The following is a 17,364-nucleotide window of genomic DNA, read 5'->3' on the forward strand; positions in this document are numbered from 1 at the left end:
ATTACCGTTCTTTCTTTTTTTATACTTTTACTAATAATTTTCACAATTGATTTCATAATACCCTTGTGGAAAAAGACAAATGGGGCATATTTCTGGAGCACACTGTCCCCAATATACATTTCCACAATTGATGCAGATCCATACAGCTTCTCTTTCTTTACAAAATACTCTTCCGCTTTCTACATTGTTGGCTAGTCTAGTAAATCGATAGTCGTGATGTTTCTCTATCAGACCTATTCCTTCGAATAAGCTTGCAATATCTTCATAACCTTCTTCTCTAGCTACTTTAGCAAAATCACGATACATAGTGGTCCATTCATAATTTTCTATGGCCGCCGCATTTCTTAAATTTGTTAACGTATCACCCAACATACCATTGTTTAAAGCATTCATCCAAATGACTGCGTGCTCTTGCTCATTATGAGCCGTTTCATGAAAAATCTCTCCAATTTGTATGTACCCTTCTTTTGTAGCTTCATTTCCATATATTCGATATGTCGTACTATTATTTCTTTCCACATCTAATGCTGTAAGTAGATTTTTAAACGTCTGGCTATCTTGAAAATCCATTTCATCACTCCCAATTCTATTCCTTTCATTTTATGCGTATCAATGCAAATAGTTTCATCTTTTTTCGTTTTCCCTTTTCTTCACATGCACATTTTAAAATTACTATCATATGATATAACATTATCATCAAGGAGGAATTTATGAAAATCAAAGGAATTTGTCTTTTTTTCGTTCTCATACTTTGTTTTAGCATGATTGCGGGATGTGGTAAGGGAAAGGGTGCCCCTGGCAAAACAAAAGATATTACCTTAAATGAAGTTGCTCACTCCATTTTTTATGCGCCTCAATATGTTGCAATTGAAAATGGATACTTTAAAGATGAAGGATTAAATGTTACGCTGGTAACTGGTTTTGGTGCAGATAAAACCATGACAGCTGTCTTATCTGGAGAAGCTGATATTGGATTCATGGGATCAGAAGCCTCTATTTATGCTTATAGTGAAGGAGCAAATGACTATGTGATAAATTTTGCTCAATTAACACAGCGCGCTGGTAACTTCTTAATTGCTAGAGGGCCAATTGATAACTTTGATTGGTCTATGATAAAGGGAAGCACTGTACTTGGAGGAAGAAAAGGTGGAATGCCTCAAATGGTATTTGAATACATTTTGAAAAAAAATGGATTAGATCCTCAAACTGATTTGACAATTGTTCAAAACATTGATTTTGGTTCTACCGCTGCCGCATTTTCTGGTGGTCAAGGCGATTACTCGATTGAATTTGAACCTTCTGCAACTGCACTAGAATTGCAAGGCGATGGTTCTGTTGTTGCTTCACTGGGTGAAAGTAGCGGTTATGTTCCATATACTGCTTATAGTGCTAAAAAAAGTTATTTGGAGGAAAATAAAGATACCGTTCAAAGCTTCGTAAATGCCCTACAAAAAGGAATGGATTATGTAGCAAATCATACGCCTGAAGAAATAGCAAAGGTAATTCAACCGCAATTTAAAGAAACCGAATTAAGTACCATAACTGCCATTGTAACTAGGTATTATGAGCAAGATACGTGGAAAAACAATCTAGTATTTGAAGAAGATAGCTTTTTATTAATGCAAAATATCTTGCAAGAAGCAGGTCAGTTAGAAGAATATGCTCCTTATGAAAAATTAGTGGATAATACCTTCTCAAAACAAGCAAAATAACATTTTTGCTCCTTATCACAGTATTTACATACATATTTCACACTTTATATATTGTAAATTATACGATGAAATAGTATATTGTATATACAGCGTGAAAGGAGCATACTATATATGAAGGAAAAAATAAGATTATTTATGACTGGAAGATATGGTGCTGACGAATTAACCCGTTTTATTTTAATGTTTGATTGTCTTCTTATGGTTTTATCACTTTTAATTCGAAGCAATTTTTTGAATTCTTTTTGTATTCTTCTTATTGTCATTTGCTATATAAGAATGTTTTCCAAAAATCATAGTCAAAGATACAAAGAAAATCAAATATTTCTAAAATATATAAACAGAATATATCCTAAAACCGACCGTCTTAGATATAAGCTAAAGCAGCGGGTAAACTATCATATTTACAAATGTCCATCTTGTAAGCAAAAAATCCGTATTCCACGTGGAAAAGGAAAGATATCCATAACTTGTCCAAAATGTAGAAATGAATTTATTAAACACAGCTAATGGCTATTTTTTAAGGCTGTCGATAAAAGCGACAGCCTTAAAAATTTGATTAATACGTCATTATCTCATATCCGTTTTCGGTAACCAAAACCATAATCTCCCACTGTGCGGATGGCTTTCCATCTTTTGTAAAGACCGTCCACTCATCTTTTGCATCTACATAAACATCTGCTTTTCCCATATTAATCATAGGTTCTATGGTAAATACCATACCAGGTACCATCATCATTCCCGTGTTTTTTGGAATTACATAACTCACCCATGGTTCTTCATGAAACTCAATCCCTATACCATGGCCACCAATTTCTTTTACAACCGAATATCCATTGGCTTTGGCGTGGTCATTAATCGCTTGTGCTACGTCACCTAAAAAGCCCCATGGCTTTACTTGTTCTAATCCTAAATTCATACACTCTTTGGCGACTTCTACTAACTTTCTTTTCTCTTCGTCAACCTCACCAATTAAAAACATGCGAGAGGAATCAGAAAAAAAACCATTGTAAATAGTAGAAACATCCACATTTACAATATCTCCCTCTTTCAAAAGAGTATCCTTTGAAGGGATACCATGGCATACCACCTCATTAATCGAAACACATACGCTTTTGGGATATCCATCAAAGTTAAGAGGAGCAGGTATTCCTCCCATTTGAGTCGTCTTTTCATATACCATTTGATCGATCTCTTCCGTTGACATGCCTGCTTTTATATGTTCACCAACATAGTCTAGTACCGCAATATTTACTTTACTGCTTTCTCTCATTCCATCTAGTTGTTTTGGGGTTTTAATTATTTCATGATTTGGAACAAGATGCCCTTGGCGTTTTGCGGCTAATATTTTATTATCAAATGCTTCGTGGCAAACTTTATATTTTTTATGACTTCCACACCAACATAAATCATTTCTTCCAAGTTTTTGTAACATTTTCATTCCTTCTTTACTTTTCATTTTGCACTAAACTGTGAACGACAATTGAAAATGTCTGCTTCGCAGCCGCTTGATTTTCTTCCGATTGCACTGTCGGAACTTCGTTCCTTTGTGCTTACTCTAGAGCTTCGCTCTTTCGTTAACTTATCGGGTAAAATCAAATGTCTGCTTCGCAGCCGCTTGATTTTCTTCCGATAAGTTACATTATAGCACCATCGATTCTTTTTGTAAAATGGGTAAGGTTGAAAGGGGCTGTTGCAAAACTAATGAATTATCTTAGTTTTGCAACAGCCCTTCTACTTATTTATCATCGAAATCAAATATTTGCAATTCAAAATCATCGGAATCATCAAAATCATCTTCGCTGTTTTCAAATACTTCCTCTTCTTCATCCGATGTTTTTTGCTTCTTTTTTAACTTTTCAAGCTTAGCCTTTTCTTTTTTTTCGAGTTTGGCTGCTTTTTTCATTTCTTTTCTTGTTTTTTTATCTAGTACTTCATCGTATTCTTCTTCTAACTCATCTTCGTAATCATCTTCATAGTCGTCTTCATAATCATCATTGTCTTCTTCTAACTCTTTTTCAACAACTTTATGTTTTTTGCGGAAAAATCCTTTTTTATCGGATTTAGTGATGTTGGTTGCTTCCAAATTCTCGTCGTGAAACTCCAAATCTTCCTCTTCATCCTCGTTTTCTTCGTCTTCGTCTTCATCTGTAATAGAATGTTTTTTATCCACCAATCTAAAAATAAGATTAATGATTACAAATACGAGAAGGACTGTGACAACTAGAAAAATATAAATCACTTGCGTGCGACTTCGCATATCTTTTTTATAATTCTCATTCAATTGGTGATACATTGTCTCGTAAGATTCTGAATCTGCTGGTGTATTTTCGGATTCTATGCCACTGTAACGTTGCACTGTTTTTTCTACAACATCATATAAGTAAAGTCCTTTCGAACCTTCTGAGTTCATAAGATACAAAAGATAGTACTCCGAATTTATAGTAGATTGCCAAGCAGTAACTGCAACACCACCAACCGGTACTTCAGTCTCTGTAAAACCTTCTGGAAGGACAACATCCTCTTCCAAACTAACCACTGTGTAGTTTAAAGAAGAATTTACTGGAGCATAAATGGAAAATCCCTCTGTACTTGGATCATATACATAAAAGACAAATGGTTCTTCTCCCACCTGATTTAAATAAAATAATATAAAATTATCTTTTTTAAGAGCATCTACCGCAACGCCTTGATAATTATAACCTATGTATTCAAATCCTTCGGGAACTAAATCCTGAGGTATTTTACAAACATAAAAAGGCGTACCTGCAATCTTTACCTCCACATCTTTTTTAGGAGGTGCTACAATTTGATTATCCTGCGTTTGATTATCCGTTGTTTGTGTCATTGTTTCCTGTGTATTTACATCAAGTGTATCATCTTCTGCCTGATTCTCTCCTGATATTGTTACGGTTGAAGATCCCACTTTGCTTAGTTCAAGGGCATTACCTTTATCATCAATTATTTTATAATCTGTTACTTTAATATTTGATGTTGAATTTTTTAGAGTTTTAAAATTCAACGTATAAGTTTTAATTGAAGAATCTGCCTCACCAGATATTTGAATGGTACCATTTTCTCCTGTTGCTTGAGAATCACTTTTAAATTCCAATGCACTTTCATCATAAGAAAGTTTCATATCTACTGATTGAATTGTTTCACTTCCCGTTGCAGTAACTTTTACTGTTACAGAAACATCTTCTCCTACCTTTGCAGTTGGGTCTGATAAAGAAATTGTGCCAGCTGATGCATAAACAGTTCCTCTTAAAAATGGTATCAGTAACACAAATGTCACAGTTATCATAATCAACTTCTTCATGCGCATGATTAATGTTTTCATTCTTTTCCTCCACTATCGGGTAATCTACCCTAAGTATTTTATTTTTTTATCCTATTCTTCGTAACTTAATAGTAATTTTTCATACCTTTTTCTGGTATTTCATTTTTGACAAAATTAACCTTATAATTATACCGTATATTTATTATTTTGAACATACTTAAATTATAATATGTCATTATTTTATATTATAATTCAAATTTCAACGAATTATCTCATACACTTTATAGCACTTTACACATATACCAATGTATAAAAACTAGTACATTATATAGAAAAAATAGGTTTTTTTTATGTAAAGATTGCGTAAAATAGCAATATACTCCAAAAAAATATTATGGTATAATGCCTTTTATGGGTGCTAAAAACAAACAGTAACATTTGTAACGGAGGTCATTATGGAAGAATTACTAAGAGGATACGTTAACCATGCGGATGAACAGCTTTGTTTTTATTTTGAAAACACAATCAATAACATTGCTAATTTCATATTTAATAACAAAAAGCCAGATAATGAAGTTGTTGTTGAGACAATCTTTGGAAAAGAGTTATTAAAGGCAACAGACCACGGCAACCAGCTTACTGGCAAACCAGCCTATGTAGAAAAGATTGATGAATACTTACATAAATTAAAGTCAGGAAGTATCAAAAGGGAAATCGTAGAATTTTTAGATTTTTCTAACCTTAATAATCGTGACGAATTTGATTCAAAGGATATTGAAGAAAAAGAATTTATACGATTATATGATGGCCATTAATATTTAGAAATAAAACAAATGGAAAGAACGATGCATTCTTTCCATTTTTGTATAATAAACAAATATACCTTGGTAGAGGGTGGTATTTGCTATTACCGATTACTTGCATGAATGTGCATTGGTATTACATTATCTGAATCAGATACTTCAACATCTAAGTAGTTTTTTACCAAATTAAACTTGTATGCCGCTGTGGCACAAGCCAATGCTGTTTCATATCGTTTATTTTCTTCGATTTTTGAATCAATTCTAATTTTACCTGAATTAAGAACTGTGATTAATACCATATTAATTTTATTCTTATAAAATATCTTATCAGTAGGATATTTGATTACCTTTTCAAGCATAATGGTTGGTACGGAATCATCTGTTGGGATGTAAGATGCATTGTATAAACTGCCCTCACATAAAAAAGATTCTGTAAAAACTGGAAGAAAACATTCTTCATTTCCTGTATATTCCTTCAAAGCCATTCCCATGTAATCTCTCCTTTTCCTAATTCTTGCTTATTTTCTTTGTTTCGTAATCACTTACTATAATTATATACAATATTTGAGCTTATAATAGTGAAATTATTGCTTCATAAGTTGCAAAAAGTGCTATCTAATATAGCACTTGATACCTTGTAAAAAGTGCTATATACTAAAGGAGCATCAAGTTTTGGCTGTCAGGCTTTTTGCCTTAAGGAGGTATTTATGAATGAGAACAAACGCACAGGATATTTGGATCAAAAGTTTCGATTGTTTCATTTGAAAGATAAGACCAGTAAGGAATTTGATTTTCACTATCACGACTTTGATAAAATCATTATTTTCTTAAACGGAAATGTTACTTATTTTATAGAAGGAAAGGCGTATTATCTAAAGCCTTGGGACATTTTATTAGTGAATCATCATGACATCCATAAACCTATTATCGATTCTTCGCAAGAATATGAGCGCATTATTCTTTGGGTGGATAACGACTACATCACTTCGCAAAATGACAATTCCTCTGATATTACCACTTGTTTTAAACTTGCAGATGAACGAAGCTTTAACTTAATTCGATTGGATAGCAAATTTCAAAATCGTTTAAAAACAATTATCAAAGAATTAGAACTCTCTTTGCAATCAAAGGATTTTGGAAGTAATTTAATGAGCCAAGCTCTTTTTATACAATTTATGGTGTATTTAAATCGTATTTTTCTAGGTAATCTCTATCTAAAAAGTGACGATTCGCTCAAATATGACAAACAAATCGAAAAAATATTAAACTACATTAATGAACACATTACAGACGAATTATCCATTGACTTCTTATCAGAGACTTTTTATATAAGCAAATACTATTTAATGCATAAATTCAAAAAAGAAACGGGCTTTACGCTTCATAATTACATTTTGCAAAAGCGGCTGATGCATTCTTATCACTTGATCCAAGCTGGTGTGCCTGTTATAAAGGCTTCGGAGCAAAGCGGCTTTCGTGACTACTCTAGTTACCTAAGAGCATTTAAAAAGCTTTTTCACAAGGCACCAAGCGAAATAACCTAGTAATTTGAATTATTTCGTATTATAATAGAAAAAGTGGTTGTGACTCGTATTAAGGTGCAACTAATTCGTAACATATTTAGGAGGAAACTATGAAAAAAATACTAGATATCATTGAGCAAGAGCTAATCGATGCTTTTGTCAATTGTGGATATAGCGAAAAATACGCGCGCGTTACCCTCTCTAACAGACCAGACCTTTGTGAATATCAATGTAACGGTGCTCTGGCTGCTGCAAAAGAATATAAAAAAGCGCCGATTATGATTGCAAATGAAGTCATTGATTCTTTAAAGGCATCTACTTTGTTTGAAATGAAAGAGGCTGTAATGCCAGGCTTTATCAATTTGAAGCTTTCACCTTCTTTTTTGGCTGATTATTTAAACGAAGTGTTAGAAGATGATCGTCTTGGCTGTGAAAAGACGCAAGTTCCCAAAACTATTATCATAGATTATGGCGGTCCAAATGTTGCAAAACCACTACATGTTGGTCATCTTCGTTCTGCTATTATTGGCGAAAGTGTGAAACGAATTGCAAAGTTTATGGGGCATCATGTGATTGGAGATGTTCATTTAGGGGACTGGGGTCTCCAGCTTGGACTCATTATTACAGAGCTAAAATATCGTAAGCCAACTCTTCCTTATTTTGATGATACTTATACGGGTGAATATCCAAGCGAGGCACCTTTTACCATATCAGAGCTTGAGGAAATCTATCCAACAGCCAGTGGTAAATCAAAAGAAGATGAAGCTTATAAAAAAGAAGCAATGCAGGCTACCTATTTGCTTCAAAATGGACATAAAGGTTATGTTGCTTTATTTAATCATATCATTCAAGTTTCTGTTACGGACTTGAAAAAGAATTATGAAAACTTAAATGTTTCCTTTGACTTATGGAAAGGGGAATCAGATGCTCAGCCATATATTCCTGATATGGTCTCCTATATGAAGGAGAATGAATATGCTTACATCAGCAATGGTGCTTTGGTGGTAGATGTAAAAGAAGATACCGATACAAAAGAGATTCCTCCTTGTATGATTTTAAAATCAGATGGCGCTTCTCTTTACAACACCACTGATTTAGCAACCATTGTAGAACGTATGAAATTATACAATCCAGATGAAATGATTTATGTGGTAGATAAGCGTCAGGAATTGTATTTTGAACAGGTCTTTCGTTGTGCTAAAAAGACCAAGCTTGTAAATGAAGATACCAAATTAAAATTTTTAGGCTTTGGTACTATGAATGGAAAAGATGGGAAGCCATTCAAAACAAGAGAAGGAGGCGTTATGCGTCTTGAATCTCTGATTACAAGCATTAACGAGGAAATGTATAAGAAAATTACGGAAAACAAAGAAGGCGTTTCAGAAGATGAAGCACGCCGTACTGCCAAAATTATTGCACTTGCAGCAGTAAAATATGGTGACTTATCCAATCAAGCAACTAAGGATTATGTTTTTGATATTGACCGTTTTATTTCCTTTGAAGGTGACACTGGTCCATATCTTTTATATACGATTGTGCGTATTAAATCTATTTTAGCAAAATATGCTGAAAATAATCAAAGAATTGATAATGCCGTTATAAATCCAGCTAAAACAGACGTTGAAAAAACATTAATGCTTGAACTTACAAAGTTAAACAGTGTGATAGAAGCAAGTTATGAAGAGTCTGCTCCTCATAAGATATGTTCTTATATTTATGATTTGGCAAATGCCTTCAATCGTTTTTACCATGAGACGAAGATATTAACCGAAGAAGACGAAGTAACAAAAGCTGGTTGGATTAAGCTATTAATGCTTACGAAAAATGTATTAGAAACTAGCATTGATCTATTAGGCTTTAACGCCCCTGAGCGTATGTAATAAAGATAAGGTAAACTCCCCTATTATAAGATAAAGTGCCTGTTTCATTAGGCACTTTATTTTATGATTCTTATAACAATTTTGTTAAATCCGATAATTTGGACTGTTGTTTGTATCTCTTCTACTGTTGCTCTACCGTGTCTACCATGAAAAATCCTTTGTCAATTGCATTATAAATAGGAGCCACACAAATCGTGTAGCTCCCACTTTATCGTATGAATATATTATTGATGTATTACTACATCTGTTATCTCCAGTAAAGTCACATCCTCTTGATAGAATTCTAGTATACTTTCATCCTTTTCTATCTTTAAATCATGGAATACAACCTCTTTACAATAATTTGCATAAACTCCTGATATTTTTCCCTTAATACTGCCATCACCAGGGCAAGGCCTTACATCATATCCATCAATGTCCCATTTCGATTTTTTCGTAAGTTGTAAGCGTATATTTTCAAAGCGAACATCTTCAATATAATTATCACTGCTTCCAGATAGAAAAATTCCATTCTCGCCTTTGCAGGTAATGTTTTGAAAAGTGATATTTTTGATTTTACCAGCCTTTATTCCAGGTTTTCTATCGATTGCTGTTAAGCAGATTGCCTCTGCTCTTCCCCACCACTCATGTGAAAATCTTCTTGTTTCAATGGTGATATTAGAAAATACGGCATTTTCTACATTTCCATTATCTCTGATTTGTATGGAAATTCCACGATTGCTACGACTAATGGTGCAATTGTTTACTAATATATTTCTAAAATCAGCTTCTCCTTCGGTTCCAAACTTGATTGCTGCACTGGTTGAGATTAGTGTACAGTTTGAGATTACAATGTTTTCACAGTTTCCATACTGTTTGTAGTCACCTGAATTTTTTAATACAATTGCATCGTCTCCACATTCAATGTGACAATTCGTAATTCTAACATTCTTACAGTGATCTGGGTCAATTCCATCTGAATTTGCCATTTGAAGATTATTTAGAATTCTGATTCCATCAATTAATACATCTTCGCATCCCACCAGATGAACTGTCCAAAAAGCACAATCCTTCATTGTGACATCTTTTATTGTCAACTGTTTAAAGTCTTCTAACAGCATGAGCGGAATACGTGGATAATAGGTTCCCTCAATGTGATACCCTGAATTCGTTCCATAAAATATTTTTTCATTTGCATCAATGGTACCAAATCCGCTCACTGAAACATTTTTTTCATGGAATCCAGTAATAAACGCATGAAAGGGCCTCCCCGCGTACTCACTGTTTAAAAAGGAAGGTAATCCTGATTGATGGGCAACAATCTTTCCCTCATTTGCCAAAGGATAATAGTCTTCTAGGTTGTCACTTGCCTTTAATATTGCTCCTCGTTCTATGTGTAAATCTACTTCTGATTTCAAAAGAATCGAGCCGCTGTTAAAGGTATGTCCTGCTGGCAATAAAACGCGTCCTCCACCATTATGAGTACATGCATCAATGGCAGCCTGAATAGCACCCGCGTCATTCGTTTGCCCGTCCCCTTTGGCTCCATACTCCATTATATTGTATATCATCTTCTCTTCTCCTTACCTACTGATACGAAAGGTTTTGATTTCATATGGCTTTATCTCAAAATGAATTGCTTCGTTCGTTATCTCTTTTGTATCTTCTTTTTCCTCTACCAAGTTACATTCGAATACTTCCTTCGTAAAGTATGGGGAGGCCATAGTTACATTCGTACGTTTTCCATATGCCTCATAAACACGAATGATGATATCACTATTATCCTCCGCCTGTTTTACCACATCTGCAAATACATTTTCTGCATCAAGCTGTAATAAGGAATAGGATAGTGTTTTTACTCCTGTTACAATTTCACCCACAAGTGGACAATTTAGGTCATATGCTTCTTGCGTTACTCTTCCTGTTCTAAAGTCACCCTCATGTGGGTACAATGCATACGTAAAATGATGCACCTCTTGGTCTGCCAAAGGATTTGGGAAAACTCCTGACTTAATCAAGGTAAGTCTTATAACCGATTCATGGATGTCATAGCCATATTTACAATCATTTAGCAATGCAACTCCATAACCATATTCAGAGACATCCGCCCATTTATGTGCACATACTTCAAATTTTGCCTGATCCCAGCTGGTATTTTCATGAGTTGGACGCTCTACGTTTCCAAACTGTACTTCGTAGGTTGCTTTATTGCTCATGATATCAACTGGAAATGCTGTCTTTAACAATAATTGCTGCTGTTTCCAATCCACAGTCGTTTGAAAATCAATTCGTTTCGTATGATGATAAAAATAAATATTTTGCTCAATTGTAGATGCTAGGAAGGAACGTTTCATATAAATACATGCTCGAATTGGTCCATTTTCTACTACCTTACATTCTAAAAGCTCATCTACAATCCAACTTTTTTCTTTGTAGTACACATCAATATTCCAAGCATCAAATTCTTTTGGTCTATCTTCAAATACTTGTAAACGGTTTCCTACTTCTTCTTTCTTTAACACCTGTCTTTTTTCTGCTTTGTCATAGATAGAAACAAATTCTCCCACTTCATTTAGCTGAATTTGATAATGAGGTGTTACAAAATGTAGCCCCTGTTTCATTTCTTCTAGCTGAGAAATAACAAAATCCTGTGTCACAAGCTTCTTTGCTTTTTCTTTTGCAGTCTCTTGATCAATTACTTCCATTCCTTTTGAAGTAACATCAGATACCAAATATAAAAGTTCTCCATCCTTTGATTCCTGACTTTGTAGCCCTTCAATTGGATTGGCATGCTTGTCCACTGCTACGATTGCGCTACGTGAAAAGCCAAGGGTATTATAAACAGCAAGCTTTTCACAAGCCCTCGCTTCTTTGTGGTTTTGCAATATATTATTTTTAGCCTTATTTATAATGGTTTCATCGATTTCATGAACCACTGCATAATCTTCGTCAGAATCTTCATATACCTCTTTCATAGATGATCCTGGTAAGATATCATGAAACTGGTTCAAGAGCACGAGTTTCCAAGCCTTATCAAGCTCATTTGTTGGATAAACATATCCTGTTCCGTAAAGAAGTGCCAGCATACTATAGAATTCTGCATCTGCATTCATGAACTCATACATACGGTTGTTCTTCTTATTTCTTGCCATGGAGGTATAGGTTCCACGATGAAATTCAAGATATAGCTCTCCATTCCATTTTGGTACCTGTTTTCCCTTTAAATTATCTTCTAGGATATGGAAAAAGTCCTTTACGAAGGTCTGTTTTGTTGTTGGTACATCACAGATTCCATACTCTAATCGCTTGTTTTCCTCAAGCATCTCAGGTGTTGTTCCACCACCGCCATCTCCGTGTCCAAAACAGGTCAATAAATCCTGCGTCAAATTCTTGTTTTGATAACGCTGCCAAGTTCCTTTGATTTGATTCGCATTTTGTAATCCGTTGTAGGTTGTGTTAAAGTTTGGCTTTTGATTTAACTCTGGGTATACATCATAGCCAGTTGTGGTAATGAAATACGTTAATATCTCACTTCCATCAAGTCCTTGCCAAAAGAAGGTATCATTTGGAATCTTATTATATTCATTCCAACCTATTTTGGTCGTCATAAAGTATCGAATACCTGATTTCTTTAAAATCTGAGGCATGGCAACGCTATAGCCAAATACGTCTGGAAGCCATAATACCTCTTGATTTTCTACTCCAAATTCTTCTTTAAAGAATCGTTTTCCATGTAGAATCTGTCTGATTAAAGCTTCTCCTGAGGCAAGGTTACAGTCGGCTTCTAGCCACATAGCGCCTTCTGCTTCCCAGCGTCCTTGCTTTACCTTTTCTTTGATTTGCTCATAAAGCTTTGGCGCATGCTCTTTTACATATTGATATAGTTGAGGCTGGCTTGACATGAATTTATATTCTGGATATTGTTCCATTAAATTAAGTACAGTTAAAAAGCTTCGAACCACTTTTTGTCTTGTCTGTTTTATCTGCCATTTCCATGCCACGTCGATATGCGTATGTCCTACACTATGCACTACAACGTCAGAATGTGCTGGTTTCTCACTATAAAAGTGCTCTTTTAAATATTCAATTGCTTTATTTACAGAATCAAAAAAGGCTTCGCTATGATTAACACGAAGATCTAATAAATTAACACACGCATTTAGTGTCTCAATGGTTTTAATTGCTTTTAAGTCATCTTCCTTTAGTAAACATGCAGCATCAAACGGCACTTTCATATCGTAGTAAAGCTCTTGTACTTTGTCATGTAGCACTGCCATTTTTAAATCGAAAAAGTTAGTTTTTTCAGTGCTGTTTGAGTAGGCATAAAAGGCAAGGTCAATTTGTTCTTCCTTTGAATGTTCATTGGCTACTACAATTTCATGGTGATTCATATCCATCGTTGCGTACAAGGAATTATTTTTATATACCATAATCTGCGGATTGTCGGTATTCCATATGTCAGTAGCCCCTGTATTTAGCTGTATTACTACCTTCTTTTGCTGGTATTCTTTCGTCATTGGAAGCGTCGCATAAAACCAAAAATGTTTATCCGTACCACCCCAAGTCTCTCCACGTTCAAAATTTTTGGAATGTTTTAAGTCTGTTTCACAGGTTTCAAAAAAGGTATAATTTCCTTCCTTGACTTTTATGTCTTCCACCCATTTTACATTGGAATATCTTAATTCGCTTAAGCTTTTAAGAATAATTTCAATTCTATTTTTGTATTGCTTCATGATTTCCTCCATTATATCAATAAGTGTCTGTTATAGAATAGGAAAGTTCATAGAACTTTCCTATTCTATAACAGAGTATCCACGCGGCTTGTTTGCGCGTGGTGTACACTTTTTTTCATTATCCTTTAATTCCTGTTGACGCTATTCCCTCTACCAGATATTTTTGCATAGTCAAAAATATAAGAAAAATTGGTAGTAAGGATAAGGTTGCCATAGCAAACATAGCCCCCCAGTCGGAACCTGCTGTTGGATCCGCAAACATCTTAAGTGCGTAGCTAACTGGATATTTCAATGGATCGCTTATGTAAATAAGTGCGGATAAGAAATCATCCCATCTCCACATAAAAGAGAAAATAGCGCTCGTTACTAACGCAGGCTTAACAAGTGGTAACACAATCTGAATGAAAATCCCATAAATACTGCAACCATCAATTGCTGCTGCTTCATCCAAATCAACTGGAATTCCTTTTATAAACTGCATGATTAAGAAAATAAAGAACCCTTGTCCAAAGAATTGTGGAACAATAATTGGAAGGTAAGTTCCTACCCATCCTAATTTATTAAATAATATGTACTGTGGTATCATAATAACCTGAAAAGGAAGCATCATAGCGATTAGCATGCATGCAAACCAAAAGCCTTTTAACTTAAATTCACATCTTGCAAAGCCAAAGGCTACAACGGCTGATGATAACACTGCACCAATGGTTGACAAACCAGCAATAACAAATGAATTCTTAAAAAAGATTGAGAATTTGTTTCCTGCAAACCCTTGCCAGCCTACCACATAATTTCTGATATCAAAGCTAGCTGGTAATAATTTTTCTGCGGTTTTAAAGATTTCTGCAGTCTCTTTAAAAGAGCTCATTACCATCCAAAGTAACGGATATATCATGACAATTGCAAAGAAAAAGGTAAATACATGATAAATCACTTTTGATGACGTTTTTTTGATTTTGTAATTTTCCATTTTTACCTCTTTTCTGACTCGTAGTATACCCACTTATTTTGAGTCTTAAATAATACTAATGTAATGAAACCTACAAATATAACCATAAACCATGCTATAGCACAACCATAACCTAGCTTGCTGTATGTAAAAGAGTTTTGATACATATAAACAGTATAGAATAATGTCGTATCTCTTGGTTTTCCTTGTGTAATAATATAACTTTGTGTAAATGCCATAAACCCATTGATAATTTGATTAATTAAATTAAAGAAAATAGTTGGTGTAAGCATTGGTAATGTAATACTAAAAAAACTACGAATTCCATTGGCTCCATCTATGGTAGCTGATTCATATAAGCTTACAGGAATCTGCTTTAAGCCAGATAAGAAAATTAACATAGAGGATCCAAACTGCCAAATTGCAAGTACAATCAACGTCCAAATTGCTGTACTTGAATTCCCAAGCCATGCGGTATCACTTGGAAGCCCTACAAAGGCTAACAAAGCATTTAACACACCGTCACTAGCAAAAAGTCTCTTCCAAAGAATCGCAACTGCGACACTAGAACCAATAATGGAAGGAAGATAATAGATCGCTCTATAAAAACCTGAAAGTTTTGTATTCTTTACTAAAAGCATTGCAACCGCTAATGCCATAATAAGACGAAGAGGTACCGAAAAAAATGCATAGTATAGGGTAACTCCAAAGGATTTCCAGAACTTATCATCCTGGGTAAGCATATTGATATAATTATCCAGACCGATAAATACTGGCTTATCTAAAATGTTATAACGAGTGAATGAAAAACCGAATGATAGAACCATAGGAATCATTATAAAGGTAAGAAAGCCGATTAAGAAGGGCAGGATAAATACATATCCTGCAACTCCTTGGCTATTTAATGTTTGTCCTAAAGTCTTTTTCTGATTCGGAAGAGATTTGCTGTTTTTCAAGTTTGTTTCCTCCAGACTTTATATATGATTGTTAAATAAGGGATTAAGGGGGGTATTATTTTGCTGCTTCTTCTAATATTTTTTGAGCTTGCGCTACAAAATCTTGTGTAGCTTCATCACTTGTGATATCTGCGTAACGTAGATTTTCAACCGTTGTCTTTAACTGTGCTTCAACCTCACCAGAGCCTGCTGGATTTGGTGCATCAATTGGTGTAGCTACTTTTTCAACTTCCGCGATAAAGTCGAATACTTTTGAAGCTACGGTATCTACTTCTGATCTTAATAGGTTGGCAACTTCTGAGTTAATTGGAATTCCACGTTCTGCCATTAACACTTTGTTTGCCTGGTCACTATTAATGAACCAATCTAAGAATTTTGCTGCTTCTGTTTTGTTCTTTGAAGTCTCAGAAATTGCGAAAAACATACTTGGTTTTAAGAATTCTGGCTGTATACTTGCATCTGCTGTTGTTGGATACATTGTAATTCCAAGCTCTCTTTGTGCTGCATTTGATATACTGATAAACTGATTGGAGTAAGTAAAGTCATTCCAAGTTGTCTGGTCAACGATTGGTTTTGTCTCAACCACATCTGGATTTTTCTCAGCTAATAAATCAGGTGATATTGCAAACTCTGCTTCCGCAAATTTTTGAACATTATCAAAGTGTGCTTTGGTTGCATCTGTAGTTCCTGCAACAATTTCATCATAGAAATGAGAACCTTTGGTTCTTGCAAGAATCTGCACCATGTTTACACCACCGTCAAAGTATGTTTTTACACCTGTTTTTTCATAGATGGTTTTTCCAATTTCATATAGTTCATCAATCGTTGGCTGTGTTGGAATTTCTACCCCAGCTTTATCAACGATTTCTTTGTCGTATGCCATCATTGGAGCGTTACTTCCTAAGCTAAGTGCATATACTTTTTCATCAATTGTTCCACTTTGGATAATGGAATCAGCTATTTTACTTGTATCAATGGTTCCATCAAGAATAAAAGGACTTAAATCAGCTAACTGATTACTTTTTTGGTACTGGCTGATATAAGAATAATCCTGTTGAATGATATCTGGAAGGTTTCCACCCGATGCCATTGCAGAAAGCTTGTCCCAATATCCTGACCAATCTGTAAACTCTGTTTTGATTTCCACATTTGGATTCAGTGTCATATAAAGGTCAACTGCCTTTTGTGTCAAATCATTTCTTGTCTGATTCCCCCACCAGCAAAGACTTAATTGAACTTTCTCACCACTATCCGTTTTAGCAGTATCAGTTGCTTCTGTCGTTGTTGCTCCATCTGAGTTAGTTTTTGTATCGGATGCAGAGTTTGCACATCCTGCCATTACACTTGCTACCATGGTAAGTGCAAGCATCATGGATATTGCTCTTTTTTTCATATCTAATCCTCCTGTTTTGTTTGTTGTAAGCTTATTATAGGTATCCTTCCCCAAATAGTAAATTTAAAAAACGGCTTTTTCGGGGTAAAAAAAACGATATTTTGATAAAATCCCTTCCCCTTTCCTTGTCTGTTTTGTATAATCTGTGGCAGGGAGGGA

At 34.7% G+C, this 17,364-nt stretch carries 15 protein-coding genes; 5 read left to right on the plus strand and 10 right to left on the minus strand.

What is annotated here, in order from left to right; all coding sequences use genetic code 11:
• Positions 1 to 30 precede the first annotated feature (30 nt).
• A complete protein-coding gene (locus tag F7O84_RS10785) occupies positions 31 to 570 on the minus strand; it encodes a rubrerythrin family protein (protein WP_151144825.1) in 540 nt (179 codons plus the stop codon).
• A 140-nt stretch (positions 571 to 710) separates the two neighbouring features.
• Here F7O84_RS10785 and F7O84_RS10790 point away from each other — a divergent pair, with 140 nt between their 5' ends.
• Positions 711 to 1,712, plus strand: coding sequence for an ABC transporter substrate-binding protein (locus F7O84_RS10790; RefSeq protein ID WP_151144827.1), 1,002 nt, complete (start codon positions 711 to 713; stop codon positions 1,710 to 1,712).
• Between the two features lie 111 nt (positions 1,713 to 1,823).
• Positions 1,824 to 2,219: a hypothetical protein gene (locus tag F7O84_RS10795; RefSeq protein ID WP_192451721.1), complete on the plus strand. Its 396-nt coding sequence runs from the start codon at positions 1,824 to 1,826 to the stop codon at positions 2,217 to 2,219.
• Between the two features lie 49 nt (positions 2,220 to 2,268).
• Here the strand turns inward: F7O84_RS10795 and F7O84_RS10800 are convergent, their stop codons facing one another.
• The 3 genes from F7O84_RS10800 to F7O84_RS10805 all read right to left on the minus strand — a co-directional run bounded on the left by F7O84_RS10800 (position 2,269) and on the right by F7O84_RS10805 (position 5,049).
• Positions 2,269 to 3,144, minus strand: a complete 876-nt coding sequence (locus F7O84_RS10800; protein WP_151146676.1) for a methionyl aminopeptidase — start codon at positions 3,142 to 3,144, stop codon at positions 2,269 to 2,271.
• A 20-nt stretch (positions 3,145 to 3,164) separates the two neighbouring features.
• The gene (locus F7O84_RS19105) at positions 3,165 to 3,308 is read right to left on the minus strand and encodes a hypothetical protein (protein WP_207708056.1); all 144 of its coding nucleotides are present in this window, start codon (positions 3,306 to 3,308) and stop codon (positions 3,165 to 3,167) included.
• A gap of 139 nt (positions 3,309 to 3,447) precedes the next feature.
• Positions 3,448 to 5,049 carry a cohesin domain-containing protein gene (locus F7O84_RS10805; RefSeq protein WP_151144829.1) on the minus strand — a complete coding sequence of 534 codons (1,602 nt, stop codon included), beginning with the start codon at positions 5,047 to 5,049 and terminating at the stop codon, positions 3,448 to 3,450.
• 395 nt (positions 5,050 to 5,444) lie between these two features.
• Here F7O84_RS10805 and F7O84_RS10810 point away from each other — a divergent pair, with 395 nt between their 5' ends.
• Positions 5,445 to 5,804 (plus strand): hypothetical protein, encoded by a 360-nt coding sequence (locus F7O84_RS10810; RefSeq protein ID WP_151144831.1) that lies wholly within the window; start codon positions 5,445 to 5,447, stop codon positions 5,802 to 5,804.
• Positions 5,805 to 5,896: 92 nt separating this feature from the next.
• Here the strand turns inward: F7O84_RS10810 and F7O84_RS10815 are convergent, their stop codons facing one another.
• A complete protein-coding gene (locus F7O84_RS10815; RefSeq protein ID WP_151144834.1) occupies positions 5,897 to 6,283 on the minus strand; it encodes a hypothetical protein in 387 nt (128 codons plus the stop codon).
• A gap of 216 nt (positions 6,284 to 6,499) precedes the next feature.
• Here F7O84_RS10815 and F7O84_RS10820 point away from each other — a divergent pair, with 216 nt between their 5' ends.
• Positions 6,500 to 7,336 carry an AraC family transcriptional regulator gene (locus tag F7O84_RS10820; RefSeq protein ID WP_151144836.1) on the plus strand — a complete coding sequence of 279 codons (837 nt, stop codon included), beginning with the start codon at positions 6,500 to 6,502 and terminating at the stop codon, positions 7,334 to 7,336.
• Between the two features lie 89 nt (positions 7,337 to 7,425).
• A complete protein-coding gene (gene argS / locus F7O84_RS10825; RefSeq protein WP_151144838.1) occupies positions 7,426 to 9,195 on the plus strand; it encodes an arginine--tRNA ligase in 1,770 nt (589 codons plus the stop codon).
• 224 nt (positions 9,196 to 9,419) lie between these two features.
• Here the strand turns inward: argS and F7O84_RS10830 are convergent, their stop codons facing one another.
• The 5 genes from F7O84_RS10830 to F7O84_RS10850 all read right to left on the minus strand — a co-directional run bounded on the left by F7O84_RS10830 (position 9,420) and on the right by F7O84_RS10850 (position 17,205).
• Complete coding sequence (locus F7O84_RS10830; RefSeq protein WP_243140870.1) at positions 9,420 to 10,745, minus strand: glycoside hydrolase family 28 protein; 1,326 nt, start codon at positions 10,743 to 10,745, stop codon at positions 9,420 to 9,422.
• 12 nt (positions 10,746 to 10,757) lie between these two features.
• Positions 10,758 to 13,907: an alpha-mannosidase gene (locus F7O84_RS10835; RefSeq protein WP_151144840.1), complete on the minus strand. Its 3,150-nt coding sequence runs from the start codon at positions 13,905 to 13,907 to the stop codon at positions 10,758 to 10,760.
• A 118-nt stretch (positions 13,908 to 14,025) separates the two neighbouring features.
• Positions 14,026 to 14,877 carry a carbohydrate ABC transporter permease gene (locus tag F7O84_RS10840; protein WP_151144842.1) on the minus strand — a complete coding sequence of 284 codons (852 nt, stop codon included), beginning with the start codon at positions 14,875 to 14,877 and terminating at the stop codon, positions 14,026 to 14,028.
• A 2-nt stretch (positions 14,878 to 14,879) separates the two neighbouring features.
• Complete coding sequence (locus F7O84_RS10845) at positions 14,880 to 15,812, minus strand: carbohydrate ABC transporter permease (RefSeq protein WP_243140871.1); 933 nt, start codon at positions 15,810 to 15,812, stop codon at positions 14,880 to 14,882.
• 55 nt (positions 15,813 to 15,867) lie between these two features.
• Positions 15,868 to 17,205 carry an ABC transporter substrate-binding protein gene (locus F7O84_RS10850; RefSeq protein ID WP_151144844.1) on the minus strand — a complete coding sequence of 446 codons (1,338 nt, stop codon included), beginning with the start codon at positions 17,203 to 17,205 and terminating at the stop codon, positions 15,868 to 15,870.
• Positions 17,206 to 17,364 lie beyond the last annotated feature (159 nt).

This window comes from Candidatus Galacturonatibacter soehngenii, assembly GCF_008830185.1.
GTDB lineage: Bacteria > Bacillota > Clostridia > Lachnospirales > Lachnospiraceae > Lachnotalea > Lachnotalea soehngenii.